Annotated in this window: 20 protein-coding genes; 6 read left to right on the top strand and 14 right to left on the bottom strand. The window is 75.0% G+C overall.

The window, feature by feature from the left end; translation table 11 throughout:
• Positions 1 to 288 precede the first annotated feature (288 nt).
• Positions 289 to 1152, bottom strand: coding sequence for a serine hydrolase (locus ACWDBE_RS00180; RefSeq protein WP_449791422.1), 864 nt, complete (start codon positions 1150 to 1152; stop codon positions 289 to 291).
• A gap of 101 nt (positions 1153 to 1253) precedes the next feature.
• On the bottom strand, positions 1254 to 2201 hold the full coding sequence (locus ACWDBE_RS00175) for a LysR family transcriptional regulator (RefSeq protein WP_449806614.1): 948 nt from the start codon (positions 2199 to 2201) through the stop codon (positions 1254 to 1256).
• Positions 2202 to 2341: 140 nt separating this feature from the next.
• Between ACWDBE_RS00175 and bla the strand changes: the two genes are divergently transcribed.
• A complete protein-coding gene (gene bla, locus ACWDBE_RS00170) occupies positions 2342 to 3301 on the top strand; it encodes a class A beta-lactamase (RefSeq protein WP_449806613.1) in 960 nt (319 codons plus the stop codon).
• 656 nt (positions 3302 to 3957) lie between these two features.
• On the opposite strand, the gene ACWDBE_RS00165 is transcribed toward bla, so the two are convergent.
• Entirely contained in the window at positions 3958 to 4704 is a 747-nt protein-coding gene (locus ACWDBE_RS00165) for a hypothetical protein (protein WP_449806612.1), read from the bottom strand.
• Between the two features lie 182 nt (positions 4705 to 4886).
• Between ACWDBE_RS00165 and ACWDBE_RS00160 the strand changes: the two genes are divergently transcribed.
• Complete coding sequence (locus ACWDBE_RS00160; protein ID WP_449791421.1) at positions 4887 to 5387, top strand: HIT family protein; 501 nt, start codon at positions 4887 to 4889, stop codon at positions 5385 to 5387.
• Positions 5388 to 5500: 113 nt separating this feature from the next.
• Here the strand turns inward: ACWDBE_RS00160 and ACWDBE_RS00155 are convergent, their stop codons facing one another.
• Complete coding sequence (locus tag ACWDBE_RS00155) at positions 5501 to 8863, bottom strand: hypothetical protein (RefSeq protein ID WP_449806611.1); 3363 nt, start codon at positions 8861 to 8863, stop codon at positions 5501 to 5503.
• Positions 8864 to 9035: 172 nt separating this feature from the next.
• Here ACWDBE_RS00155 and ACWDBE_RS00150 point away from each other — a divergent pair, with 172 nt between their 5' ends.
• Positions 9036 to 9650, top strand: coding sequence for a TetR/AcrR family transcriptional regulator (locus ACWDBE_RS00150; RefSeq protein WP_449791373.1), 615 nt, complete (start codon positions 9036 to 9038; stop codon positions 9648 to 9650).
• 50 nt (positions 9651 to 9700) lie between these two features.
• Here ACWDBE_RS00150 and ACWDBE_RS00145 read toward each other — a convergent pair whose 3' ends face one another.
• Positions 9701 to 9931 (bottom strand): ferredoxin, encoded by a 231-nt coding sequence (locus ACWDBE_RS00145; protein ID WP_449791372.1) that lies wholly within the window; start codon positions 9929 to 9931, stop codon positions 9701 to 9703.
• On the bottom strand, positions 9928 to 11136 hold the full coding sequence (locus ACWDBE_RS00140) for a cytochrome P450 (protein ID WP_449791371.1): 1209 nt from the start codon (positions 11134 to 11136) through the stop codon (positions 9928 to 9930). The genes ACWDBE_RS00145 and ACWDBE_RS00140 overlap by 4 nt, the downstream gene beginning before the upstream one ends.
• Before the next feature lie 356 nt (positions 11137 to 11492).
• Between ACWDBE_RS00140 and ACWDBE_RS00135 the strand changes: the two genes are divergently transcribed.
• Both ACWDBE_RS00135 and ACWDBE_RS00130 read left to right on the top strand, forming a co-directional pair.
• Positions 11493 to 12053, top strand: coding sequence for a hemerythrin domain-containing protein (locus tag ACWDBE_RS00135; RefSeq protein ID WP_449791370.1), 561 nt, complete (start codon positions 11493 to 11495; stop codon positions 12051 to 12053).
• A 200-nt stretch (positions 12054 to 12253) separates the two neighbouring features.
• Positions 12254 to 12778 (top strand): hypothetical protein, encoded by a 525-nt coding sequence (locus tag ACWDBE_RS00130; RefSeq protein WP_449791369.1) that lies wholly within the window; start codon positions 12254 to 12256, stop codon positions 12776 to 12778.
• Between the two features lie 128 nt (positions 12779 to 12906).
• Here the strand turns inward: ACWDBE_RS00130 and ACWDBE_RS00125 are convergent, their stop codons facing one another.
• From ACWDBE_RS00125 to ACWDBE_RS00110, 4 genes are all read right to left on the bottom strand, one after another.
• Positions 12907 to 14085 carry a cytochrome P450 family protein gene (locus ACWDBE_RS00125; RefSeq protein WP_449791420.1) on the bottom strand — a complete coding sequence of 393 codons (1179 nt, stop codon included), beginning with the start codon at positions 14083 to 14085 and terminating at the stop codon, positions 12907 to 12909.
• A gap of 422 nt (positions 14086 to 14507) precedes the next feature.
• Positions 14508 to 16616 (bottom strand): xanthine dehydrogenase family protein molybdopterin-binding subunit, encoded by a 2109-nt coding sequence (locus ACWDBE_RS00120; RefSeq protein WP_449791368.1) that lies wholly within the window; start codon positions 16614 to 16616, stop codon positions 14508 to 14510.
• Positions 16613 to 17617, bottom strand: coding sequence for an FAD binding domain-containing protein (locus ACWDBE_RS00115; protein ID WP_449806610.1), 1005 nt, complete (start codon positions 17615 to 17617; stop codon positions 16613 to 16615). The genes ACWDBE_RS00120 and ACWDBE_RS00115 overlap by 4 nt, the downstream gene beginning before the upstream one ends.
• Positions 17614 to 18168: a (2Fe-2S)-binding protein gene (locus ACWDBE_RS00110; RefSeq protein ID WP_449806609.1), complete on the bottom strand. Its 555-nt coding sequence runs from the start codon at positions 18166 to 18168 to the stop codon at positions 17614 to 17616. The genes ACWDBE_RS00115 and ACWDBE_RS00110 overlap by 4 nt, the downstream gene beginning before the upstream one ends.
• Positions 18169 to 18674: 506 nt before the next feature.
• Here ACWDBE_RS00110 and ACWDBE_RS00105 point away from each other — a divergent pair.
• Complete coding sequence (locus ACWDBE_RS00105) at positions 18675 to 19595, top strand: Rieske 2Fe-2S domain-containing protein (protein ID WP_449791365.1); 921 nt, start codon at positions 18675 to 18677, stop codon at positions 19593 to 19595.
• 223 nt (positions 19596 to 19818) lie between these two features.
• On the opposite strand, the gene ACWDBE_RS00100 is transcribed toward ACWDBE_RS00105, so the two are convergent.
• The 4 genes from ACWDBE_RS00100 to ACWDBE_RS00085 form a co-directional block, all read right to left on the bottom strand.
• Positions 19819 to 20361: a hypothetical protein gene (locus tag ACWDBE_RS00100; RefSeq protein ID WP_449791364.1), complete on the bottom strand. Its 543-nt coding sequence runs from the start codon at positions 20359 to 20361 to the stop codon at positions 19819 to 19821.
• Positions 20358 to 20951 (bottom strand): hypothetical protein, encoded by a 594-nt coding sequence (locus ACWDBE_RS00095; RefSeq protein WP_449791363.1) that lies wholly within the window; start codon positions 20949 to 20951, stop codon positions 20358 to 20360. The genes ACWDBE_RS00100 and ACWDBE_RS00095 overlap by 4 nt, the downstream gene beginning before the upstream one ends.
• Positions 20952 to 21417: 466 nt before the next feature.
• Positions 21418 to 23691 (bottom strand): helicase C-terminal domain-containing protein, encoded by a 2274-nt coding sequence (locus tag ACWDBE_RS00090; protein ID WP_449806608.1) that lies wholly within the window; start codon positions 23689 to 23691, stop codon positions 21418 to 21420.
• 342 nt (positions 23692 to 24033) lie between these two features.
• Positions 24034 to 24807 carry an SDR family NAD(P)-dependent oxidoreductase gene (locus tag ACWDBE_RS00085; protein WP_449806607.1) on the bottom strand — a complete coding sequence of 258 codons (774 nt, stop codon included), beginning with the start codon at positions 24805 to 24807 and terminating at the stop codon, positions 24034 to 24036.
• Between the last annotated feature and the right edge of the window lie 41 nt (positions 24808 to 24848).

Raw genomic sequence — 24848 nt, 5'->3', positions numbered from 1 at the left:
TGGCGGGCGTCAAGGACTCGGCGGCCGAGGCCACGGCGTGGCGTGGCCTCGGCCGAGGACCCGGGCGGCGCTGCCACCGGGCACGCAAGGGCGCGGGGGACTCCGACAGGGCCGCCAGCGCTGATCACCACGCTGCGGACGGCCCGGACCCACGCCGCCGAGAACGCCGACGGGACGACGGGACTCGTCGCGGTCGCGCGACGGCCTCAGGACCGGGCAGGCGCCGGCACCGGCGTTTCGGCGGTCCGCGATTCACCGGCGGGCCCGTGCCCGGCAGCTCCGCCGCGGTCAGCCCGTCGCGCCGCTTGCCGCCCGTGCCCGGAGGGCGTCGACGGCGAGGCGGGCGGTGGTTCCGATGGCGGCGTCGGCGGCGGGCAGCGTGATGGCGGTGGCGGCGGCGCGGGTGAAGACGGCGAGCGCGTAGCGGCCGCCGTCGGGGTACTCGACGACACCGACCTCGTGGCGCAGCGTGCGAAGGGTGCCGGTCTTGCCGTGGACGCGGACGTCGTCGAAGGGGAAACCGGAGGCCAGGCGGTGCGGCCAGACCTGGAGGCCGAGGAGACGTCGCAGCGCGGCGCCGTGGTCGCCGGGGCAGGCGTCGCCGTGCCAGAGGGCGGCGAGCAGTGTGGTCATGTCGCGGGGGGTGCTGTGGTTGGTGAAGGCGGGGTCGAGGACCCTGAGGCGGGCGACGACCGCGGGGTCGACCGGGGAGTCCGGGCCGGTGTCCTCGGCGAGGGCGGCGATCAGGTCGCGGAGCTTGTGGACGGCGACGGTGCGGCTCAGGCCGAGGTCGGCCATGGTGCGGTTGACGGTGTCGAGGCCGATCTCGTCCCACAGGGTGTCGGCGGCGGTGTTGTCGCTGACGGCCGCGGTGAGGTAGGCGAGGTCGCGCAGGGAGAGGCGGGCCGGGTCGAGCATGGCGCCGAGGCCGGTCCCCCCGGGGGTGCGGCCGGCGGCGGGCACGTCGACCTGCCGGGTCAGGTCGATCCGTCCGGCGGCGGCCTCGCGGTACAGCGTCACGAGCAGGCAGACCTTGTGGACGCTGGCGGTGCTGACGACGGTGTCCGCGCCGAGGGCGATCTCGGCGCCGGTGTCGAGGTCGCGCGCATGCAGCCAGCCGGTGACGCCCGCGTCGGCGAAGGCCGCGGCGATGCGGGTGCGCGCGGCCCGGCTGTGCGGGGCCCGGTCGGCTCGGGTCCGGTCGGCTGCGGTGCGGTCGGCAGCCGTGCGGTCGGCTGCGGTGCGGTCGCTGGTCACAGCGGGAACTCCATTGCGGGCCGGGGGTAGAGCGGGCGGTTGGGCGGCTGGGGCAGCAGGCCGCCGGGTCCGGTCAGCGCCTCGTGGGCGGCCTGGGCGAACAGCCGGACGGCGGGCCCGCCCCGCCCGGCCGGCCAGGCCGTGGAGGTCCGCCAGGCCAGCGGGGTGCCGGTGAGCGGACGCCAGACCGTACCCGGTGGTGGTGTGGTGCGCGGCACCAGGGCGATGGCGCTGCCGGTCAGCACGAACGCGCCCGCGACGTCCGGTCCCGGCGGATCGACGACGGCCTCGGGGGTGCAGCCGTGCCTGGTCAGCGTGGTGAGGACCTCGTCGTACAGGGCCGGGGCCGCGGCGCGTGGGAAGAGGACCAGGCGCAGGCCGGTCAGTTCGGCCACCGCGAGCTCCGGGCGGTCGGCGTGCGGACTGCGGGCGGCGAGCAGGACGCCGAGCGGCTGGTGCAGGACGGGGCCGAAGGCCAGTCCGTCGGCCGGGCAGGGGTGGCGGACGACGGCGACGTCGACGGTGTGCTGGGCGAGTTCGCGCACCACGGCCGCGACCGGCAGTTCCCGCAGTTCGAGCCGGGTGCCCGGGGAGGCGGTCTCGAAGCCGGTGAGCAGCGCGGCCAGGGCGGCCGGCCCGAGTTCGGGCGGGACGGCCGCGCGCAGGGTGCCGGCCCGTCCGCTGCGCAGGTCGGCGGCGGTGGCGAGGAGGCGGGCGGCGCTGTCCAGCGTCTCCTCGGCCTCGGCGAGCAGCAACCGGCCCGCCGGGGTGAGGTCGACGCCGCGCGGGCCGCGGTCGAACAGGGTCACACCGAGTTCGCGTTCGAGGCGCTGGATCCGCTGGGAGAGCGAGGGCTGGGCGATCCGCAGGCGCTCGGCGGCGCGGCCGAAGTGCCGTTCCTCGGCGACGGCGCGGAAGTGGCGGAGGTGCCCCAGCAGGTCCATGGCCAGCAATCATAGGTGTTTTCCTATCGTCCGCTTCACGATTGCGGTCTTGGACTAGGGGGTCGGCGGCCTGTTTAGCTGAGCGCGACGGCGCGACGGCAACGTGACCGCGACGGCACGAACCACCTGGGAGACCACCGATGACGCACGCCCTCCACCGCCCCCGCACCGCGCTGCCCGCGGTGGCCCTGCTCGTGGCCGCGCTGATCGGCGGGTGCGGCCCGGCGGGCAGCGCCTCGACTGCGTCGGCCCCCGGCACGACGGCCCCGAGCGCGACGGCCCCGAGCGCGGCGGTGGCGAGCGCGCCCGCGACCGACTCGGCGGAAGCCTCCTTCGCGGCACTGGAGCAGCAGTTCGGCGCCCGGCTCGGCGTGTTCGCGGTGGACACCGGCAGCGGCCGGGAGATCACCCACCGGGCCGACGAGCGGTTCGCGTTCGCGTCCACGATCAAGTCGCTCGCCGCCGGGGCCCTGCTACGGAAGGCATCCGACGCGGACCTGGACAAGGTCGTCCCCTACCGCCAGGAGGACGTGCTGGCGTGGGCGCCGGTCACCTCGCAGCACGTGGCGACCGGCATGAAGCTGCGCGACCTGGCCGCCGCCTCCATCCAGTACAGCGACAACACCGCGGCCAACCTCGTCACCGCCGAACTCGGCGGCCCGGCCGCCGTCCAGCGGTCCCTGCGCGACCTGGGCGACTCGACCACCAACGTCGACCGCACCGAACCCACCCTCAACGAAGCCACCCCGGGCGACACCCGCGACACCAGCACGCCGCGCGTCCTCGCCGCCGACCTGCGCCGCTACGTGCTCGGCGACGCCCTCCCGGAGGACCGGCGCGGACTGCTGACGGACTGGCTGGTCGGCAACACGACCGGCGGCCCGTACGTCCGCGCGGGGGTGCCCGCCGACTGGAGGATCGGCGACAAGACCGGCAACGCGGGCTACGGCACCCGCAACGACGTCGCCGTGGCGTGGCCATCGGGCGGGCGCAGCCCGATCGTGATCGTCGTTCTGTCCGACCGCGGCAAGGCGGGCGCCACCTCCGACGACGCCCTGATCGCCCAGGCGACGAAGACCGTCGTCAGCGCCCTCGGCTGACCCTCCCCGACCGACCAGGAGCCCCGACCCCCGCACCGGCGTCGGGCCGTCCGCGACCGAAGCACGAGGTGTCTCGTTGTGGGGGCATGAAACTGGATGACCGGTACCGAGCGTTCCTCTCGCGCCAGGGGCGCGGCTCGCCGGGTCCGCCGGCCGGTGGCACGCGCCGGGACCGTCCGCGGTACCGGCGACACCGCGGCCGCCACCGAACCCGCGGCCAAGCCGCCGGACGACCGGAGCAAGGCGTTCCTGGAGAAGGCCGCCTACGTCGTGGCCCCGGGATCGGTCGTCGTGGGCCTGCTGTGCTACATCGGCAGCACCTACACGTCGTCGTACTACGGCCACCTCCCTGGCGCACTACGCGGACGAAGCCGGGGACGGCCAGGCCGTTCGCGACTCGGAAGCCGGATTCGCGGGACGGGTCAGCGTCCTGATCTACTCCCGTTCCCTCATCACCCACGATGCCAGCGGCATCTACTTCACGGACCTCGGCGATTCGGGCGGGCCGTACCGCTACCAGTACCGGGGGTTCATCCTGCTCGCCAAGTCCAACGCCCGCTACTACCTCGTCTCGTACGACCGCCGCCAGCCCGAGGACGTGACCGTGGTCCTGCGGGACGACGACGACATCCGCATCGAGACGCTCGGCTGACGCCTCAGCTCTCCGTTGCTACGGCCGAGGGCGACGTGGCGTGCGGCGACGTGGCCGCCGGCGACGTGGCGCGGGGCGACACAGCCGGGGGCGACGCAGCCGAGGACGTGCTCTCGTGCGTGGGCGAGTTCTCCGATGGCGAAGGTGAAAGCGAAGGCTCCAGCCCCTCACCGACCAGCTCGACGCGGTAGACCGCGTCGGCCGTCGTGTAGACGGTGAGTTCGGCGCTCTGCGTGCCGACGGTCGTCGGACGGAACGCGACCGTCAGAGTGCAGGTGTCCCCGGAGTGAAGAGTCCTTCCGGTACACGGGTTGTCGGCCACCGAGAAGCTTCCCGCCGACAGATGCACGGCCCCGATCGTCGTGCCGGCGGCGGAGGCGGCGGCGGCGGCCGTCGTGCCCGCGGCGGAGGCGGAGGCGGCGGCGGTGCCGCTTTCAGGGGTGCTGGGACGTCCGGCGAGCACCACGGGTTCGACGGTGTGCCCGCCGAGCTGCGTGGCGGGGAGTTGCGCCTTGGTCACCGCCGGGGCGCCATTGCTGCCGGGAAAGAGCGTGGCGATCGCGTTCGGACTCGGATTCGAGCCGGACGACGCCGTCGGCGCGGGCGTCTCCGCGGTCGACTGGGTCGACGCGGGCGTCGTGCCGGAGGACGAGCCACCGCCACCGCCGCACCCCGTCGCCAGCGCCAGCAGCACAACCGGCGCGGCCACCCGAACCAGCCACCCCACACCAACATTCCGTCCGGCAGTCACGATCGCCTCCGCGTCCGCAAGAAAAAGTCGTGGCCGAACCCTTGCGCACTGGCGCGTCAGGACAGCCTCAGCTCGCTTCCACGCCACGAGTCGTCACTCGCACGAGCGTCGAGGGGGACCCGTTCGGAGTCGCCGGGCGTCGGAAGCGATCGACAGCGCGTGCCTGTATAGGCTGCGCCGTCATGGGTGGCGATTGGCGGGACGACAGGATCGGCAGCGCCCTGAAAGGCGTGAACCCCACTGTGCTCCGGCGGCTTGACGCCGGGTTCGCGGTGATCGGTGACGTGCAGTTCCTGCCCGGGTACTCCGTTCTCCTGGTGGACGAGCCCGCTGTGCGGCGTCTGTCCGATCTTCCCCGGACCAAGCGGATGGCCTTCCTGTCGGACATGGACCGGCTGGGTGAGGCCGTGGAGCGGGCCTGCCGGCGACTGGACCCGGAGTTCCGGCGCGTGAACCTGGAGATCCTCGGAAACACCGACGACTTCCTCCACGCACATGTCTGGCCCCGGTTCGAGTGGGAGAGCCCGGACCTCGTCGGCCACCCGGTGTGGCGGTATCCCCCGGAGAACTGGCGCGATCCCGCGAGCGTGCTCGGACCGGAGCACGACGCCTTGCGCGAGGCGATCGGCCACGAACTCGACGTGCTGTCCGCGCCGGCCGCCGGGGCGGCCGGCGCGGGGTGAGACACGTCGGGGAGGGCGACCTGACGGTCGACGGAGGACAGCCTGCTCGCCCGGTCCCGTCACAGCCCCGGGATCCCGGCTGGTGGCCGTACGTCGGGTGGGCCGGCCGTCGGTCACTCCCGGTGGATGACGGCCGCGAGGGCGCGCTCGCGGACGTCCGCCGAGGGGTGGCTGCGCAGTTCGCGCAGCAGGGCCCGCCATTCCCGGGGCCAGCCGAGGCGGTCCCCGAACGCCTCGGTCAGCGCCGTTGCGAACAGTCCGGCGGCCGGGTCGGTGTCGTCGCGGCGGGCGGTGTGCGCCAGCGCGTCGAGTGTCCCGGGCGGCGGCAGCGGGCCGGAGGCGTGCTCCCGCAGCAGCGTCAGCGCGGTGAGCGCGGCCGCCGCCGGGCGGCCCCGGTGGGCGTCGGCGAGGGTGCCGAGCGCGTCTGCCAGTGCCTGGGGGCCGGCCGCCGGGTCCACCAGGCGGCGCAGCGCGGCCGCTCGGACGCCCGCCAGGCCGGGTTCGGCCGCGAGCAGGTCGGCGGTGCCGGCGAGCAGTGGCCGGTAGTGGTCGTCGGCGGGGAGGTCGGCGAGGTGGGTGAGCCTCCGGCGGGCCGGGAGGTCCCGGTCGTCGGCGGCGTGGAGGTCGTCCGTCCGTGTGGCGGCGGCGAGTTCGGTGAGGGTGCGGTGCAGCAGGCTGCCGGGGGCGGCGCCGCCGAGCGGGTGCGGCAGGCCGGAGGCGGCGAGCGCGCGGACGGCGCCCGCGGCCTGCTGCCAGCCGCCGCGGTTCGCCGGATCGGTGACGGCCCGTCGGGCCACGTCGGCGGTCTCCGGGGCCCAGACGGCCCACCGCGGCAGTGCGGCCAGGGCCGGCGCCGCGACCTCCGGGTCGGCCGCGGCGGCGACGGAGGCCACCAGGCGGGCGTAGCGGGCGCGGTGGGCCTCGGGCAGGTGCGCCGGGTCGGCCCGCAGGACGGCGCGGCGCACGGGCGGCGGGGCCTGTTCGGCGGCTTCGGCGAGCAGGTCCCAGACCGGTTCGGCGTCCAGCAGGCCGGCCGCGAAGGCGACCGCGGCGGCGCGCACGTCGTGGTGCTGGCCCTCGACGCGGCACGCGGCCACCAGTAGGTCGGCGGCGGTCCGCGGCGGCAGGTGCTCGGCAGCGAGCCGCACCGCCTCCTTGCGGCTGGTCACCTTGCTGCCGTGGGTTCCGGACAGCAGGGCGCCGAGTTGCTCGGCGAGCTCGTGGGGCGGGGCGAACCGGGCGGCTCGGGTGGCCGCGTACATCGCGACCCGGGCGCGGTCGCCGCCCGCGTGGGCGAGCAGGTCGCGCAGCGCGTCGGCGGGCCGGTCCGTCCAGACCAGTGCGGCGAGCGCCGCCTCGGCGAGCACCACCTCGGCGGAGTCCAGCTGGGCGCGGACGACCGCCTCGCCGTACTCGGGTATCGCGGCGGCGGCGCGGACGGCCGCGGCCCGTGCGTGCAGCGGCAGGGTCGGGTCGCCGGCCGCCGTGGCGGCGAGCAGGGCGGTGGCCCGCCACTGGCGCGGGGTCCAGCGGCTCGCCGACCAGGTGGGGGGCAGGGCCGCCCGCTGCGGGTGCTTCAGGAACCTCCCGTACGGCGGTTCGGGGGCGAGGAGCGGGTCGAGGAGGTCGGTGCGCTGTTCGACCAGCACCTCGCACACCGGCGACAGGACGGCGGCGGAGGGCTCGAGTTCGAGGATCTCGGCGACCCGGGCGCCGCGGGTGCGCGGGTCGTCCAGCCACAGGCCGGCGGCCTTCGTGAACGCGGCGTCCGACCCGAACTGCAGGGCGTGCAGGAGGAGTTCCTGCAGCTCGGGGATGCCCCGGGCGCGGCGGCCGAGCGAGCGGGTCAGGGTGAACAGCAGCCAGTACTCCGCGGTGTCGGCCATGGTGTCCAGCCATGGCCGCAGGGTCGCGAACACGGAGTGTTCCTGGCCCCGGCGCAGCCGGTGCTCCAGTGGGCCGAGTTCGACCGTGCCGCTCTGCCCGGCGATCCGCCGCAGGCTCCGCAGTGCCCAGTCGACCAGTTCGGACCCGTCGGCGAGGGCGTGCTCGCGCAGCACCTCGGCGACCAGCCGCTGCAGGGCGGCCCGGGTGGCGTACGAGCAGTCACGGGCGTCCACCGCGTCCTGCACGGCGGCGTCGAGGTGGGGCACCGCCGCCGGGGTCAGCAACCGGGCGGGCACCTGGACCAGTGCGGTCAGCGCCGCGCAGCGCACCGGGTCCTGCTCGTGGCGCAGCCGCGGGAGCAGTGCGAGCGCGTCCTGGACGGCGGCCCGGTCGTCGGAGGCGGCCGCGTTGGCGAGCAGGCCCGTCCAGGCGGCGGCGCGGTCGTCGGCGTCCGGGCGGGACAGGGCCGCCCGCAGCTGCGGCTGGGCCTCCTCGGTGGGCAGGTAGGCCAGGACGGGGGCGATCCGGGCCCAGGGGCGGCCCTCGGCGAGGCGCGCGGCGGCCTGCCGCCGCGCCTCGGCGTGGCGGCGGGCGTGCGGGAACAGCGGTAGCAGGGCGGGCAGTTCGCCCTCCCGCGGCAGGGCACCGTCGTACACGAGGTCGAGGAACGCGTCGCGCCGGCCCGGCGGAAGGGTGCGCAGCAGGGCGACGAAGCAGCGGGGCGCGGCCAGCCAGTGGCGGCCGAGGGCGGGCAGCGAGGGCGGGTCGGCGCGCACCAGTCGGCGCAGTGTGCCGCTCGTGGGCGGTGCGGTGTACGGCCCGAGTGCGCCGCGCCGCGGGTCGGCGAGGATGCGGACGGTGCGTTCGGCGTCCGCGGCGGCCAGTGCCGGCAGGTGGTGGCGGCGCAGCGGGAGGTCCGGGCCGAACCGCTCCAGGAGGCCGAGGAGCCGTTCGGGGCGGGTTCGCGCGATCGTGCCGAGGACGTCGGCGAGCGCGGGCCACTGACCGAGCCGCAGCGTCTCGGGGCGCTCGGCGATCACCTGCTCCAGGTGGTCGAGGACCTCGTCCGGGAAGCGTGCGGCCAGCGGTGCGAGCGGCGCGGCGTGCGCGAGGTCGGGCAGCGTCCGGGCGACGAACGCGGGGCTGCAGGCGGAGAGCAGCCGGGCGGCCTCGGCGTCGCCCCACTCGGCGCGCAGACGGCCCACCAGCCGCTCGGCGAGCCGGTGCCGGCGGCCCTGCCGCACCACCCGGGCCAGCTGCCGGCGCAGGGTGCAGGAGGCCCCGGTGAAGGCCGCCTCGATCGCCTCGTCCGGGATGCCGTGGGTGCGGGCGGCACGCAGGGCGTACCCGCGGACCACCGGGTCGGGGTCGGTCAGCCGCTCGGTGAGGTAGCCGGTGGCGCGACCGGCCGACGCGGCGAGCGCGGCCAGCCGACGGCCGTACACGCCGGAGCGTTCTAGGTCGGACAGCAGCCCGGGGAGCTCGCCGTCGGAGGCGAGCTGCCGGGCCGTGCGGGCGACGAGCTGTTGGCGTTCCGGGTGCGAGAGCAGGTCGAGGTCGGCGAGGAACTGATCGGCTTCGTGCGGCATGCGGTCAGTGTGGCTGCTCGGGGCGGGTGTCTCCCAATGGATTTCCGCTGCCGTGGTCGGACGTGGCCGCGGGCCGGTTCGCCCGGCAGCTCGACGGCTCGGCAGCTCCACAGCTCGACGGCCCGGCGGCTCCACGGCGAGCCGCCCGGCGGCCCTTGGATAGGGTGCGGGGATGGTCCCCGACGCTCCCCGGCTGCTGCGCGCCGACGCCGCCCGCAACGCTGAGAAGATCATCCGGGCTGCCCGGGAGGTCTTCACCGAACAGGGCCCCGAAGCCCACCTCGACGAGGTGGCGCGCCGGGCCGGTGTCGGGCCCGCGACGCTCTTCCGACGCTTCCCCGACAAGGCCGCGCTCCTGCGGGCCGTGCTGGAGCAGCGCTTCGGCGAGAACGTCCGTCCCGTCATCCAGGCCGCCGCCCACGACCCCGACCCCGCGTCCGGGCTGGCCCGCGTGCTGGCGGCGGCCCTGGAGTCGGTGGCCGGCGACTTCAACGTCCTGGCCGCCGCCCGGGCCGCCGGCGTCCTGACCCCGGCGACCGGCGAGGAGTTCTTCGCCGCCCTCGACGACCTGCTGGCGCGCGGTCAGGGCGCGGGCGCGATCCGCGCCGACCTCGTACCCGACGACCTGCACCGCATCGTCGTCATGCTGGTCTCGGTGCTGTGGACGATCGGCCCGGGCGAGGACGGCTGGCGCCGGTACCTGGCCCTGGTCCTCGACGGCCTCTCCCCCGCCGGGGCCCGTCCACTGCCCTGTCCCGCCCCCGCGCTGCGCCCCCGCACGCCCTGACGTCGAGGCAGGTGCCGGCCGCCCCGCCGGGCGGCCGGCACCGCCGCCGCTCAGCCCGCCGGATGCCACCGGAGCGCCGTGACCGGGCACCTGGCGGCCGCCTCGCGGGCCTGTTCCGCCGCCCGCCCGACGGGCTCGGCGGCCAGCACCACGACCTGCCCGGCCTCGTCCTGGTCGAACACCGACGGCGCGGTCACCGCGCACTGCCCCGACGACACGCACCGCGAGGCGTCCGCCGTCACCCGCGCGGCCGGCCGCTCTCGCGGCTGATCCCCGTTCACCACAGGACCGGCACCTCGCCGATGCCGCCCGCCAGCCGTTCGGAGTGGTCGCGCAGGCTGCGCGCGTCCACCGCGAGCCGCAGGCCGGGGAAGCGCCGGAACAGCCCGGTCAGCGCGATCTGCATCTCGGTACGGGCCAGCGCGTTGCCGATGCAGTAGTGGCCGCCGTACCCGAAGGCGAGGTGCGCGTTGGGGGAACGCGACGGGTCGAAGGCGTCCGGCTCCTCGAACGCCCGCCCGTCCCGGTTCGCGGCGTTGATCGACACCAGCAGCGCCTCGCCCCGAGCGATCGCCGCCCCGCCGACGGTGACGTCCTCGCGGGCGTAGCGGGTCAGGCCCAGGGCGCCGGGCGCGGCCATCCGCAGGACCTCCTCCACCGTGGCGCGGGCCGACCCGTCGGGGTCGGCGGCGAAGCGGTCGCGGCGGCCGGTGTCGCTGAGCAGGAACAGGACCCCCAGGTCGATCCGGGTCGACGTGGTCTCGTGGCCCGCGAACAGCAGCCCCACCGCCAGGCGGGTCATCTCCTCCTCGGTGAACGAGGGGTCCTGCGCCTGCACGGCCAGGATGTCGCTGATCACGTCCTGCCCCGGGTGCCGGCGCTTCTCCTCGGCGATCGCGGCCACGTACTCCTCGAACTCGGCCATGGCGGCGGCCCCGTCGGCGCCGCCGTACAGCGCGGCGATCCGCTCCGACCAGCCGCGCAGCAGGCCCCGGTCCTCCACCGGCACGCCCAGCAGCTCGCAGATCACCATGACCGGCAGCGGGAACGACAGGTGGTCGTGCAGGTTGACGGCGCGTCGCGGATCCCGGGAACGCTCCTCCTCCATCGTGTCCAGGCAGGATGCGGCGAGTTCCGCGATCCTCTCCCCCATCCGGCGCATCCGCGGCGCGCTGAACGCGGGCGCCAGCATCCGGCGCATCCGCGCGTGCTCGCGGTCCTCCTCCTCGGGGGTGGGGGCGGGGCGGGTGTGCAGCGCCGAGGCGGAGATCCTCGGGGCGCCCTCGACGTCGGGGCGCAACCGGGAGAACCGGGTGTCGCTCAGGATCTCCCGGGCTTCCTCGTAGCGGGTCACCAGCCAGGCCGGGTCGCCGGCGGGCGTCGTCACCCGCGTGATCGGGCCTGCCTCGCGCAGGCGCGCGAACAGCGGCGCCAGGTCCAGGGCGTTGGGACGCTCGAAGGGTAACTGCGGTGCGGGGGCGGTCATGGTCTCTCCTCACCGGCCGAAGGGCCGCAAGAGCAGCGAACGCTGGGCGGAACCGTTCTCCCCTGCGGGCCCGGGCCAGGACGGGCGCCATGGCGTCCGGCCGACAAGTGAGAGTCAGCTCTCTCTTAGGAGAGTAACACCACCGGCACGCACAGTCAGCTGATCCTGTCCGTGCCCGCACCGGTACTCGAAGTGGGCACGTCCAGGCAGGAGCCGCTGCGGGCCGCATGTCCGAGGCGCGGTGCGGAGCCGATCGGGTGAGCTGCGTGCGGCTCACCCGCGTGGGCCCGCCCGGGCCGGGGATCACTTCGTTCCGGCCGGGTGCGGACCCGGCCACGACGAGAGGCGGAAACACGATGGGGCACGACGGAAACGTGATCGAGGAGCTGAAGGCCGACCACCGGGAGGTGGAGGAGATGTTCGGCCGGATCCGGGTGATGCCCGGGCACGGACAGGAGCTGCGGGACCTGGTGGACCAGGTCACCATCGAGCTGGTGCGGCACTCGGTGGCCGAGGAGCAGTACCTCTACCCGGCGGTGCGCGAGCACATCCAGGGCGGGGACGGGCTCGCGGACAAGGAGCTCGAGGACCACGCCCGGGTCGAGAAGATCCTCAAGAAGCTGGAGCGGATGGATACGGCCGACGCGCAGATGAGCCCCGTACTGCGGCAGCTCATGGACGAGGTGTCCGCCCACGTCCAGGACGAGGAGGACAATCTGTTCCCCAGGCTGGCCCAGGCCTGTACGCCCGAGCAGCTGAACGACCTCGGGGACAAGATCCGCCGCGCGAAGGCGATGGCCCCCACCCGCCCGCACCCGGCCGCCCCGAGCAGCCCGGGCGCCAGCAAGCTGCTCGCCCCGGGCGCGGGGCTGGTCGACCGGGCCCGCGACTTCGTCACCGGCCGCGGCAAGTCCTGAGCCGCACCGCCCGACCGCCCGACCGGACGGCCCCGCACCGTCCGGTGGGGTAGGGCGTGACGCCGGTCATGCCGCCGGCCGCGCCGTCCCGCCTACACTGGTCGGCGAGCAGCAGGGCAGCGAAGCCCCGCACACCGAGCAGCTCGCTTCGGCCCCGACCCACGGACACCGGCGAGCCCGCCCCCGAGGGACCGATCGCCGTGCCCACCGACCTCGCCCCCGTCATAGCCGCCTCCAGCCGCTGGCTACTGATCGCCTACCCGCCACCGGCAGGCGCGCTCAACGCCGCGCTGGCCGAGGCCCAGGCCGTTCAGGCCACCACCGTCGCGGCCCACCTGCGCTACCCCGGCGACCTCGACGTACAACTGCTGCACCTGCTCGGCCCCGGCGGGTCGGACCGGCTGGACTGGCTCACCGGCAACGACGCCGAACCTGCGGACGCCGCCTGGCGCACCTGGGTGGACGAGACCGTCGTCAGCTGGGCCGCATGCCTCCTGGCCGAACCGGCCCTCGCCGCCCGCGCCCACCGGATGCTGACCGCTGCCATGCTCCCCGCCCAGGCCCGGGCCCACGACCAGGGCCTGCGGCGCCTGATCGACCCCGGAGTCGACGACGGCGAAGCCGCCGTGCTGCTGCGCCATCCCGACCTGCTCGAACCCGTCACGGCCCTGCACCGGGCGTCGCTCACCGAGCTGCTGGACGCCGAAGGCGCCACGGCGGCGTAGCTCCCGGTCGGTGCGCCGTCCAGTGGGCGGCGGCTCCGGGTGACGGGCCCGTGGGCGAGTGGTTCCGCACGCGGGGGTGTGGCGATCGGCGCCGGAAGCCCCGCGACCGGCGCGCCCACGGGAGCGTGTCAGCCTGCGGCGTCGCTCGCGTCGTGGAAGCGCACCGGCAGGCTCGTCAGTCCCCTCAGCATGGTGCTCGGCCGCCGCACGAGGTCTGCCGGGTCGGCGTCGAGGGCGAGGTGCGGGCGACGCTCGATCAGGGTGCGCAGGGCGATGGCGGCTTCGAGCCGGGCGAGGGGGGCGCCGAGACAGTGGTGGATGCCGTGGCCGAACGCGAGGTGGCCGGCGGGCTTGCGGTGGACGTCGAACCTGTCCGGATCGGGGAAGTGGCGCGGGTCGCGTGAGGCCGCGGCCAGGGAGACGAGGACGCTGTCGCCTGCCGGGATGGTGGTGTCGCCGACCCGTACCGGTTCGGTGGCGTAGCGGAAGGCCGCGGACTCCACCGGGCCGTCATGCCGGAGGGTCTCCTCGATCGCGCCGTCGACGAGGCCGGGATCGGCGCGCAGGGCGGCGAGCTGCTCGGGGTGGGTGAGCAGGGAGAGGACCGTCCCCGAGATGAGGTTCACGGTGGTCTCGTGCCCCGCGACGAGGAGGAGGAAGGCCATCCCGAGCAGTTCCTCGGCGGAGAGCCCGTCGGCGGCCGGGGTGACGAGCGCGCTGAGCAGGTCCTGGCGCGGGCTGGTCCGGCGTTCCTCGATGAGGGCCGTGAGGTGGCCGGTCATGGCGCCGGCCGCCGCGCCGGCGGCCTGCGGGGAGCTGGGCGCGACCAGTTCGGTGGACCAGGCGTGGAAGTCGGCGCGGTCCGCCTCCGGTACGCCGAGCAGTTCACAGATGACGGTCATCGGCAGCGGCAGGGCGTAGGAGGCGACGAGGTCCACGGAACCCGCTTCGGGCAGGGCGTCGATCAGGGTGTCGGCGATCTCCCGAATGCGGGGGCGCAGCGCCCGGATCCGACCGGCCGTGAACGTGCCGGCGACCAGTTCGCGCAGCCGGGTGTGCTGGGGCGGGTCACTCTGGAGCATGTTGACCCCGAGGGCGTGGCCCCCGTCGTCGGTCCAGGAGGAGGAGTGCCGGATGTCGTTGCTCAGCCGGGGATCCGTGAGGGCGGCGCGGGCCTCGTCACGGGCGACGACGAGCCACGCTTCGCCGGATCCCGGGACGAGCACCCGGTGGACCGGCCCTTTCTCGCGCAGTGCCGCGTAGGCGGGGTACGGGTCGATGGTGACGTCGAGGTCTGCGGGAGACAGGTCCTGAAGCGTCGGAGCAAGTGTCGGAGCCGGCACGTTCTTCCCCCCTGGAAAACGGGGACTACCCCCCGGTGGTGGTCCGACCCTACCAAACCGGGGACATCACCCCACTTTGGCCGTGTTGCTGGGGCGTACCGGCCGGGGCGACGGGCAGGGCGGCGGAGCTGCCGGGCCGCCCCCGGTCAGAGGGCGAGGTGCTCGATGTCCCGTACCGCGGCCTCGTCGGGGTGCAGAGATGTGTTGTCGACCACGATCGTGACCGCCCGGCGCCCAAGGAGCCGGGCCGGCCGGGCCGTCACGACGGTCCAGGCGGGCCGGGCCGCGACAGCCCGGCCCGCCTGGAGGAGCAGGTCCGCCTGCGGACCTGCTCCAGCGGCTGACCCCCTGCGAGCCCGGGCCGGCTGTGACGGCGCCCCGCGGCGTCACCGCCCGGCCCGCTCCTCCAGCGCGGGCAGGACCTTGTCCAGCGTGATCGGCAGGTCCCGCACCCGCACCCCGCAGGCGTGCCACACCGCGTTCGACACCGCGGCGGCCGTCCCGACGATCCCGATCTCCCCGATGCCCTTGGACCCCACGGCGTTGACGTGGGGATCGTGCTCGGCGAGCCAGTGCGCCTCGATCCCGTCGACGTCCGCGTTGGTCGTGATGTGGTAATCGGCGAGGTCGTGGTTGACCACGTGGCCGGTTCGCGGGTCGAGCACTCCGTTCTCGTGCAGGGCCATGGACAGCCCCATCGTCATCCCGCCGACGAACTGCGAACGCGCCGTGCGGGGGTTGATGATCCGGCCGGCCGCGAACACTCCCAGCAGGCGCGGCACCCGCACCTCGCCGGTGTCCGCATGGACGCGCGCCTCGGCGAACTGCGCCCCGAAGGCGTGCATCGCGTAGCGCTCGTCCGGCGGTCCGACGCTGCCGGAGGCCCGCGCCCCGTCCGGCGGCTCGGCCCCGTACCGGCTGCGCAGGGCGCGCGCGGCCTCGACCACGGCCGAGCCCCACGTCGTCATGCCCGAGGAGCCCCCGGCCACCGACGCCACCGGGTAGTCCGTGTCGCCGATCCGCACCTCCACCCGGGCCACCGGCACGCCGAGCGCGTCCGCGGCGATCTGCGCCAGCGTGGTCCAGGTGCCGGTACCGAGGTCGGCCGCACCGATCTCGGCCACGTAGCCCCCGCCCTCCCGCCGGATCGTCGCCGTCGACTTCGGCATCCGGCTGACCGGGTAGGTGGAGGCCGCCACGCCCGTACCGACCAGCCAGTCACCCCGACGGCGCACGCCCGGCCGGGGATCGCGCCGCGACCAGCCGAACCGCGCCGCGCCCTCCCGCAGGCAGCCGACCAGGCCGCGACTGGAGAACGGCTTGCCCGAGCCGGGTTCGACGGCGGGCTCGTTGCGGATCCGCAGGTCGACCGGGTCCAGGCCGAGGCGCTCGGCCAGCTCGTCCATCGCCACCTCGGGGCCGAACATCCCGGGGCACTCGCCCGGGGCGCGCATCCAGGACGGCACCGGCACGTCGAGGGCGGCCAGCCGGTGCGTGGTGCGCCGGTTCGGCGAGGCGTACATCATGCGCGCGGGGACGCCGGTCTGCTCGGCGAACTCCTTGATGCGCGACGTCTGTTCGACGGCGTCGACCGCGACGGCGGTGAGCCTGCCGTCCCGGTCAGCCGCGAGCCGGCAGCGCTGGATGGTCGGGGTGCGGTAGCCGGTCAGGGCGAACATCTGCTGCCGGGTCAGCGCCAGCCGCACCGCCCGGCCGGGCACTGCCCGCGCGGCCAGCGCGGCGAGCACCACGTTGACGTGAGGCTGCCCCTTGGAACCGAACCCGCCCCCGACGTACGGGCAGACCACCCGCACCCGTGCCTCGTCGAGACCGAACAGCGATGCCAGCGCGGACCGCGTCGGATGGACCCCCTGGGTGGAGTCCCACAGGGTGAGGAAGCCCTCACCCGCCGGATCCCACAGGGCCGACGTGGCGTGCGGTTCCATCGGGTTGTTGTGGTACATCGCGGTGCTGTACGTCTCGTCGACGCTCACCTGCGCGGCCGCCATCGCGGCGTCCACGTCGCCCTCGACGGTGTCGGTGGGAAGATCCGGGTTCACCTTCCGCGGTGCGTACAGGTCCTCGCGGTCGGCCCGCAGTTCGGCGTCGTGCGCCTGCTGCGCGTAGCCGACCCGGACGAGCGCGGCCGCGTGCCTCGCCACCTCGGAGCTGTCCGCGACGACGAGCGCGACGACCTGGCCGCGGAAGGCGACCTCCGCGTCCTGCAGGACCGCCAGCTCCCGGTCCGCGGTGGACGCCAGGCGCTCCGCGTTGTCGTGGGTGAGCACCGCGACCACCCCGTCGAGCGCCTCGGCCGCGGCGGTGTCCAGCTCCGTGACGCGTCCCCGGGCGACGGTGGCCTGGACGGCGTGCAGGTGGGCGGCGTCCGCCAACGGAGTCTCGTGGGCGTAGGTGGCGGTGCCCAGGACCTTGACGGCCCCGTCCCGGCGGGGCAGGTCGCGGCCGACGGCGGCCGGCTCGTGGGGGAACGTCACGGGGTGTCCTCTCCGGCCAGGCCGCGCAGAGTCGCGGCGAGGGTGCGGCGCAGCAGCGGGATCTTGAACGCGTTGCCGCCGCCCAGTCCTTCGGCCGGCCGGGCGGCGGCGAGCTCGGCGTCCGCGGCGGCCCGGAAGGCGTCTTCCGAGGCGGGAGCGCCCCGCAGCACCTCCTCCGCCCGGTACGCGCGCCACGGCACGTGTGCCACGCCGCCGAAGGCGACCCGCGCGTCCACCACCACCCCGTCCCGGACGTCGAGCGCGGCGGCCACGCTGACCAGGGCGAACGCGTACGAGGCCCGGTCGCGCACCTTGCGGTAGGCCGAGCGGCGGGCGATCGGCTGCGCCGGCAGGTCGATCGCGGTGATCAGCTGACCGTGCTCGAGCACCGTGTCGCGCTCGGGGGTGTCGCCGGGCAGCCGGTGCAGGTCGACGAACGGGATCGTGCGCTCGCCGTCCGGCCCGAGCACCCGTACCCGTGCCCCGAGCGCGGCCAGCGCCACCGCCATGTCGGAGGGATGGACCGCGACGCAGTGCTCGGACGCGCCGAGGATCGCGTGGTGGCGGGTCCACCCCCGGATCGCGGAACAGCCCGAGCCCGGCTCCCGCTTGTTGCACGGGGTGGTGACGTCCTGGAAGTAGACGCAGCGGGTGCGCTGCAGCGGATTGCCGCCGGTGGTGGCCATGTTGCGCAACTGCCCCGATGCCCCTGACAGCAGCGCCTGCGACAGCACCGGGAACCACTCACGGACCCGGGGATGCGCGGCGAGCGCGCTGTTGCTCATTCCCGCACCGATCCTCAGGGCTCCCCCGCCGAGTTCCTCGACCCCGGCCGGCAGGACACCGGCGAGGTCGACGACCAGGGCGGGCCGCACGACCCCCAGCTTGAGGTGGTCCACCAGGTTCGTCCCACCGCCGAGGAACACCGCGTCCGGGTCGCCGGCGACGCTGCGCACGGCGGCTGCGGCGTCGGCGGGGCGGTGGTGGTCGAACGGTCTCATCCGGACACCTCCGGCTCGGTGGCCCGCCGGGCCGGGGACTGCCCCGTCGGAAGCTGCCCGGCCGCCTGCAGCACGGCGGTGACGATGTTGACGTAGGCGGCGCAGCGGCACAGGTTGCCGCTCATCCGCTCGGCCACCTCGGCGCGCTCCAGCCGCGGTGCGCCCGGGCCCCGGGTGACGGCGCTCGGCCAGCCCCGCGCGAACTCCTCCAGCGCCCCGACCGCGGAGACCACCTGCCCGGGGGTGCAGTAACCGCACTGGAGCGCGTCGCAGTCGATGAAGGCCTGCTGCACCGGGTGCAGGCCACCGTCGGCGAGCCCCTGCGCGGTGACCACCTCGGCGCCGTCCTGGGTGACCGCGAGCGTGAGGCAGCCCAGTACGCGACGTCCTTCGGACAGAACCGTGCACGCGCCGCACTGTCCGTGGTCGCACCCTTTCTTCGGGCTCGTCACTCCGAGCCGTTCCCGCAGCGCGTCGAGCAGCGTCGTACGCGTGTCGACGGTCAGCCGGTGCACGGCGCCGTCGACCCGTACGGTGATGTCCTTCTCCATCGCACGAGGCTCCCCCGGTCCGGCCGCCCCCACACGGCGCGCGGCGCTCCGTCACCCCCGTGGTGGCAGCCCGACGCTCCGGGAGGCCTGCCCGCCGAGGGTGCCCCGCGGTCCGGGCGGGCGCGGCGGCGCCGTAACGTTCGGCGGGCCGCCGTCGGCCGGGGGGCCGGCCACCGGATCCGACCTGGGGGGTTGCCCCCGGGGAAGACGGCAGTTCTCCCCAGCGCGCCGCGGCCCCGGCGACGCGAGGATCGACTCACCGAACGCCGAGGTCGGGCGTGAGGCCACGCACGGCTCGCACGAGTTCTTCGCGATGAAGCCCCACCCCCGTCACACCGAGTCAACGCCGACCGGGCCGACACCGAGACCGCCACCACACCGTGCCGACGCGGTGACGACAGCTATCGGCGGGTCCGGGCCCCGCCGGAACGTCCGGCCGGCGGAGCTTGCTCCGCACGGCCCACGCCGCCGTGCCCGCGGCCGGACCCACCCGCAGGCTGGGGTCCATGACGAGGAGCCTGTTCACCTGCGTCGGCGACACCGCCGACCACCGTTCCCGGGGCGCCACCGAGCGCCTGCTGAAGGCGATCGACGCGCTCGCGGAAGCCGACGGACTCGACTCCGTGACCCAGCCGCTGAGACGGATCATCCGGGCGCTGCCGCTGGGCCGGGCACGCGACGTGCTGCACGGGCTCCCGCTCGGCCATCCCCTGCACCCCGCCCTGGTCCAGATCCCCATCGGCGCCTGGACCTGCGCGGCCGTCCTCGACCTGACACCCGGCGCCCGCCGGCCGGCCCACCTCCTGGTGGCGCTCGGTGTGATCACCGCCGTCCCCGCCGCCTGGTGCGGCTGGGTCGACTGGGCCGAACAGCACGAACAGCAGATGCGCACCGGCCTGGTGCACGCCCTCGGCGTCGGCGCGGCGATCGCCCTGTACGGCGGCTCGTGGGCCGCCCGGGGGCGGGGCCACCACGGGCTCGGCCGAGTGCTCGGCTTCACCGGCGCCGCCGCCGCGACCGCCGGGGCCTACCTCGGCGGCCACGTCGCCTACCGGCAGGGCGCGGGAACGAACAAGACCGAACCCGTCGCCCACCTGGTCGGGCCCGGCTGGCACCCGCTCGGCCGCCTGGCCGACCTCCAGGTGGGCCTGCCCGTCCGGCGCACCATCGGCGACGTCCCCCTGCTCGTGGTGCGCGAGTCCGAGGACACCGTCCACGTCCTGGCGGCCCGGTGCAGCCACATGGCCGGACCGCTCACCGAGGGCGAGGTCGTCGACGGGTGCGTGCGCTGCCCCTGGCACGGCAGCCTGTTCCGGCTCACCGACGGCTGGAACGTCGGCGGGCCCGCCACCGCCCCGCAGCCCCGCTTCGAGACCCGCACCGACGGTGACGGCGTCCTGCACGTCCGCCTGCCCGAGGCCGGCTGACCGGGTGCGTCGGTGTCCGCCGCGGCCTCGCAGGACCGGGGTGGTGGAGCGCCCGGCGGCGTACCCGAATCCCACTGCCCGGGGCAGGAAGAGCGGGGACTGCTGGAAGCGGGAGCTCTCACACTCGCAGCCGTGCCGGGAGCCTGCTCGCCGAGCACCTGCGCCACCGGATCAGCGCCTCTACGGGGAGGACACCGGTCCGGTGAAGGCCGCCGCCCGGTCCTCAATTGCTGAGCAGTCGGTCGAAGAAGGCGCGGTACTGCTTCAGCGCCACCCTCAGCTCCTCCGTGTCGGCCTCCCCGTCACGGTTCCACTGGCTCTCCAGCCCGTGCTTGCGGCCGGCGAAGTATTCGGCCAGACGGCGCATCAGATCGGCGACCAGCTCGTCCGCGTCGCGAACGGCCTCGCGGGGCGCGTCGACGAAGCGCGTCTGGACCTCCTGCCAGCGCGAACGCAGCTCGTCCGCCTCGTCCGGCGGCAGGAGGGACTCGCGCTCCTCCCGCTTGTGCTCCTCCCGCTCGCCCCCACCGTCGGTGGGCACCTCGCCCTCGGCCGTCCGGCCGGTCGTTCCTCCGGCTGCCCCCGCCCCTGCCGTCTCCGTTCCACCGGCCGTGTCGTCCGTGCCCGGCTCCTTCCCCGTCGCCTCGCCGGGGTATACGGCCCGCTCCTGCGTCTCCCGCGTCTGCGGCTGCTCGTCGGCCGTCGTGCCCGCGAGGATGTCCTCGGTCGACGTCCGTCGCTCGTCGTCGTGTTCCATCGGAGTCATCTCGGTCGCTCCGTTCCGTCTCGTTCCGTCCCGCCCCGTTCCGTCCCGCCCCGTTCCGGCTCGCCGTCGAGGAGCTCGTCGAACAGCGCGCGGTAGTGCACCATCGCCCCCCGCAGCTCCTCGGTGGTGGCCTCGCCGCGGCCGGCGTGGGTGTTGACGGCGTGCGCGGCGCGGTAGTGCTCCAGGGTGCGGCCGTGCTCGACCGACAGATCACGCAGCCGCTGTTCGTAGTCCTCCGTCGGGTAGCCGCGGTCCCGCATCAGCGTCGTGACCAGGCGGTCGGCGTCCTGGACCGCCGTACCCGGCCGGTCGACGAACTCCTGCTGCACCTGGATCCAGTCCCGGCTGTAGCGCTGCCTCGCCTCGGTCGGCAGCGGTCTGATGTCCAGCTCCCGGTGGCGCGTCTCGCGCTCCCGCAGCTCGCGTTCAGCCGCGATCCGGCTGTCCGACCGGTTCACGGTCCGTTCGTACTCGGGGCCGAATCGTTCCCGCAGCCGGCGGCGGCGGTTGACGAACCACAGCACCGCGGCAACGAGGACCACCACGACGGCGATCGGCACGATGATCGCGACGAGTTCTCCTGTCGACATCGGGCCCTCCTTACTTCTCCGTTGCCGAGCCGCTGCCCAGAACCCCGGAGTCGAAACGCCCGTCGACCTCGGAGTCCGCGACCGGACGAGGTGGCGGGCCGGGCCCGGGAAGGTCCCGTCCACCTCGCCGAACGACAACGCTTTCGCGCTTCCCGTCGCGTACACCGGGTGAACGTCCGGGACGCCGCGCAGCCCCTCGGGGGCCAGGCCGTGCGGGTCTGCGCGGCGGCCCGGACCGACTCCCCCGCGCCGGATCCACATCGAGCAGCTCCACCGCAAGCTCGGCGTGCGTGCCTACAGGGGTGGATGGACAAGCCGAACCACCGTTACTACTGAGGCGGGTCCCTGCGGACCGCCGTCGCCGGGCATCGCCGAAGAGCCGGGCGCTCTCGCGGCGGACCACGCTGAGCGCACACCGGAACCGCACCCGGGCGCTTCTTCGGGATGGTGTCGATCCCGCCCGGGGCTACGCGGGCATCACCCCGTGGATGCGGGAGATGGTGAACATCCGCTCGTCGTTCCGCAGGTGGCACCAGGCGTGCAGGTAGGGGGCGTCCAGTTCGAGTCGGCTGAGGGTGCGGACCGTCGCGCTGCCCGAGGTCGCGACGTACTCGATCGTGACGGCCTGGCCGTCGTTGACGGCATGGGCCAACTGGCGGACGTCGGTGAAGGACAGATTGCGCGCGTGCCCCGCGATGATCTCCTCGGTGTCGCTGTCGTAGGGGCGGTCGTCCCACGGGTCCGGCTCCGGGATGTCCTGCGGGGCGCCCCGAAGCCGGACGGCGAGGGAGGGCAGGTCGACGGCCGTCCGGGCGTCCGTGGTGCGGGCGTCCGCCCGCTGGGTGCGGGACCCGCCACCGGACGGGCGCGGGGTTGGGAGGGTGCCCGCCGCGCGGGGGCGTTGGGCCCGCTCGATGCGGACGGACCCGTCGGGCTTCTCGGCGACGGGGGCGTAGCCCGCGGACCGTAGTGCCGCGAGCGTCTTGTCGAGCGGGGTCCGGCTGATCAGCACCGTCGGCGCCAACAGCCGCAGGCCCAGCTGGGTGAGCTTGCGGTGCGCTGCCAGTTCGGCCAGGAGAGCGGGCTCCTCACCGTGGATCACACAGGCCGCGGAGACGATGCGCACTCGACCGTGGCTGCGCGCGGTGTCGTGGATCAGGTACGAGAGCGGCTGGGGAAGCGAGTCGACGGCGATGGCGGCCAGGTCGGCTGTGAGGGAGTCGGGGGTGAGGCCGGCGTCGAGGGCGCGGCGGACGCTTCCCGGACTGAACCGCCATACGGACGCCGCACCGGCGGTCTCCCGGTCCGCGACGGAGTCCAGCAGCGCGAGGAGGGACGCCGACGGCGTGCCGGCGACCACTGCCGTGAGATCGCTGCCGAAGCGGGCGGTCCCGCTGGCGGCGGGCAACAGTCGCCGGCAGGCGTCGGTCAGGGCCTGGGTGTCGTCGGCGAGCAGGGCGGCCCCGATCGGGGACACGGCCCCGAGGGCGAGTGCGCCGAGCAGTTCCGCCTCCCGGATCAGGGTGGCGAACGGCGTGGTGTCCTGGGGGAGTTCGTCGACGAGCGGGCGGAGCCACCCGAGGAGCACTCCCAGGTCCGCCGAGTCCGCCGCGCCTTCACCGACCGGGAGCTGCGACGCGGCCGTGAGCAGCCCGTGCCGGGCCTGCACGCAGCCTCCGCAGGGCGGAGCCGCGGCGAGCGCCGGTAGAGCCTTCCCGTCCTCGTCGCGGCTCCCGCCGGGGGTCAGCGGGAGCGCCCACCACGCCTGGAGCAGCACGGCGAGTTGGTCGGCCGGTTCCTGCTCGGCCCAGTTGTCGTAGGACGCGGTCGCCGCGACCCGGTCGCCGTCCCGGGCCAGTAGTCCGGCCGCGCTCGCCGCCTCCAGCACGACGCGTACCAGGATCTCGTCGCACTTCGCCGCTCTGCCGATCCGGGACAGCTCGCGGGCGCCGATCCCGCCGGCCTTGAGCCGGGCCGGCGGAGCGGCGGCGCACACCCCGAGGACGGACACGGCGTGGGCGGCGAACGCCATCGAGGCGGCTGCGGTTTCCCGGTCGATGTCCGAGACGGTGGCGGGCACCGACCGCACGCTGGGCGGGGCGGGTGTGAACGGGGCGTGCCAGTCGGAGCCGCGCAGTGCGAGTGCCACCTCCGCGGGCATGCGGGCCGGCCCGTACCGGTGCCGGTCCCGGATCAGCAGCCCCCGCTCCACCGCCCACTGTTCGCCGGGCTCGGAGCCGGCCCGCGGAGCCCCGAACACGATGAATCCGGGTCGCTCCGGTGCCTCATGTGCCCACCGCTCCAGGAGCTTTCGGACGGCCGCGGGCGCCTCGGCCACCAGCGCGGCGACCCGGGCCGGATCGCTGTGATGGTCGATCAGCGCCGCCAGGCGCATCTCCTTCCTGTTGGCGGCGGGTTTGATGCCCAGCTTCGCCAACATGCGGCCCAGCTCGTCGGAGTTCGAGCCCGCGAGCAGTTGTACGAGCGGTGCGTCGAGTCCCAGCGGCGCGCCCCACGCGTTCCGCAGCGGCGCGGCCATGTGCAGCAGCCCGTTGCCGGCCGGCCACACCAGAGCGCGATCCGCCAGCGCCTCCAGGACGGCGTCCAAGGCGTGGGCGCGGTCACCGTGCGTGGCGTCCAGGAGGACCGCCAGATCGTCCCGTTTCACGGCCGTCAGTGCGGCGACGGCCTCCGCGACCTGGAGGCACGGCAGCGCGAGCCGGGGCAGGACCAGCGCCACGGACGCCGGGCGCTGGAGCCGGTCCGCCAGTTCCCCTACCGACCGCGGTTCCGGACGCGACACGGCGTCCGGACGCGCCGCCAGGACCCGCTCCAACTCGGCCGCATCGAGACCGCGAAGCCATACGGCCAGCGTCGATCCGTTCTTCTTACTGATGGGACACCTCGCCGCGCAGAAGGATGACTGCCCTGCCGAAAGCAGGCCCGGTGCACAAGGATGGCCCACCAGAGGGGGTGAGTGCGACAAAGGCCCCGACGGAGGGGCCGAGATCACCACGCCGATCGCGAGCAGCCCGTAAGTCTGCGCGGCCTCGGGGAGGTACCGGTAGCCGCGGCCGGCGCCCTACTTGCCGACCAGCACCCGGGCGACGATCCCGCTGAGCGCCCCGGGCGCCAGGCGACGGGCCGTCCACAGGGCCCGGGTCCCACGCCCCGGGAACGCCCACGACCGGCCACGCGCCAGCGCCCGGTCCATCGAGTCCAGCACCGCCTCGGCACTCAATCCCCGGCGTGGGCCGAGGAGTTGCGGGGTCTCGACGCGGATCCGGTCCAGCATCGGAGTCTCCACGGCCGGCGGGCAGACGCACAGGACCCGGATGCCGTCCGCACGGTGTTCCGCCGCGACGATCTCGGCGAGGAAGTGCACCGCCGCCTTCGCCGCGCCGTACCCGCCGCCCAGCGGTACCGGCACCCAGCCACCGATCGACCCGAACAGCACCACCTCACCGCCACCCCGGGCCACCATCGACGGCACCACCGCGCGCACCACACGCAGTGTGCCGCCGTACACGACATCCATCACACGGAGGGTGTCCGCCGGATCCCGGTCGAGCAACCGCCCCATCACGGCGACACCCGCGCAGTGCACCAGCCGACGCGGCGGGCCCAACTCCCGCCCCACGTCGAGGACCACAGCGGCGACGGCAGCCCCGTCGGTGACGTCGCAGACGAACGGGCGCACCCCCGACGCCGCCGCGGCCAGGCGGTCGAGACCCGCCTCGTCCACGTCGACCGCCGCGACCACCCAGCCCGCCCGGGCCAGCCGCAGGGCCGCCGCCCGGCCGATACCGCCGGCAGCGCCGGTGACGACGGCGACATCTCCTCGCGAGAACGCCATACTCCTGCTCCTGGGCTCACATCGGGTCGGACACATCACCT

It is taken from the genome of Kitasatospora sp. NPDC001132 (assembly GCF_053598415.1).
Note: the sequence above shows the minus strand (reverse complement) of the source record. Positions and strands in the feature narration are given on the sequence as shown.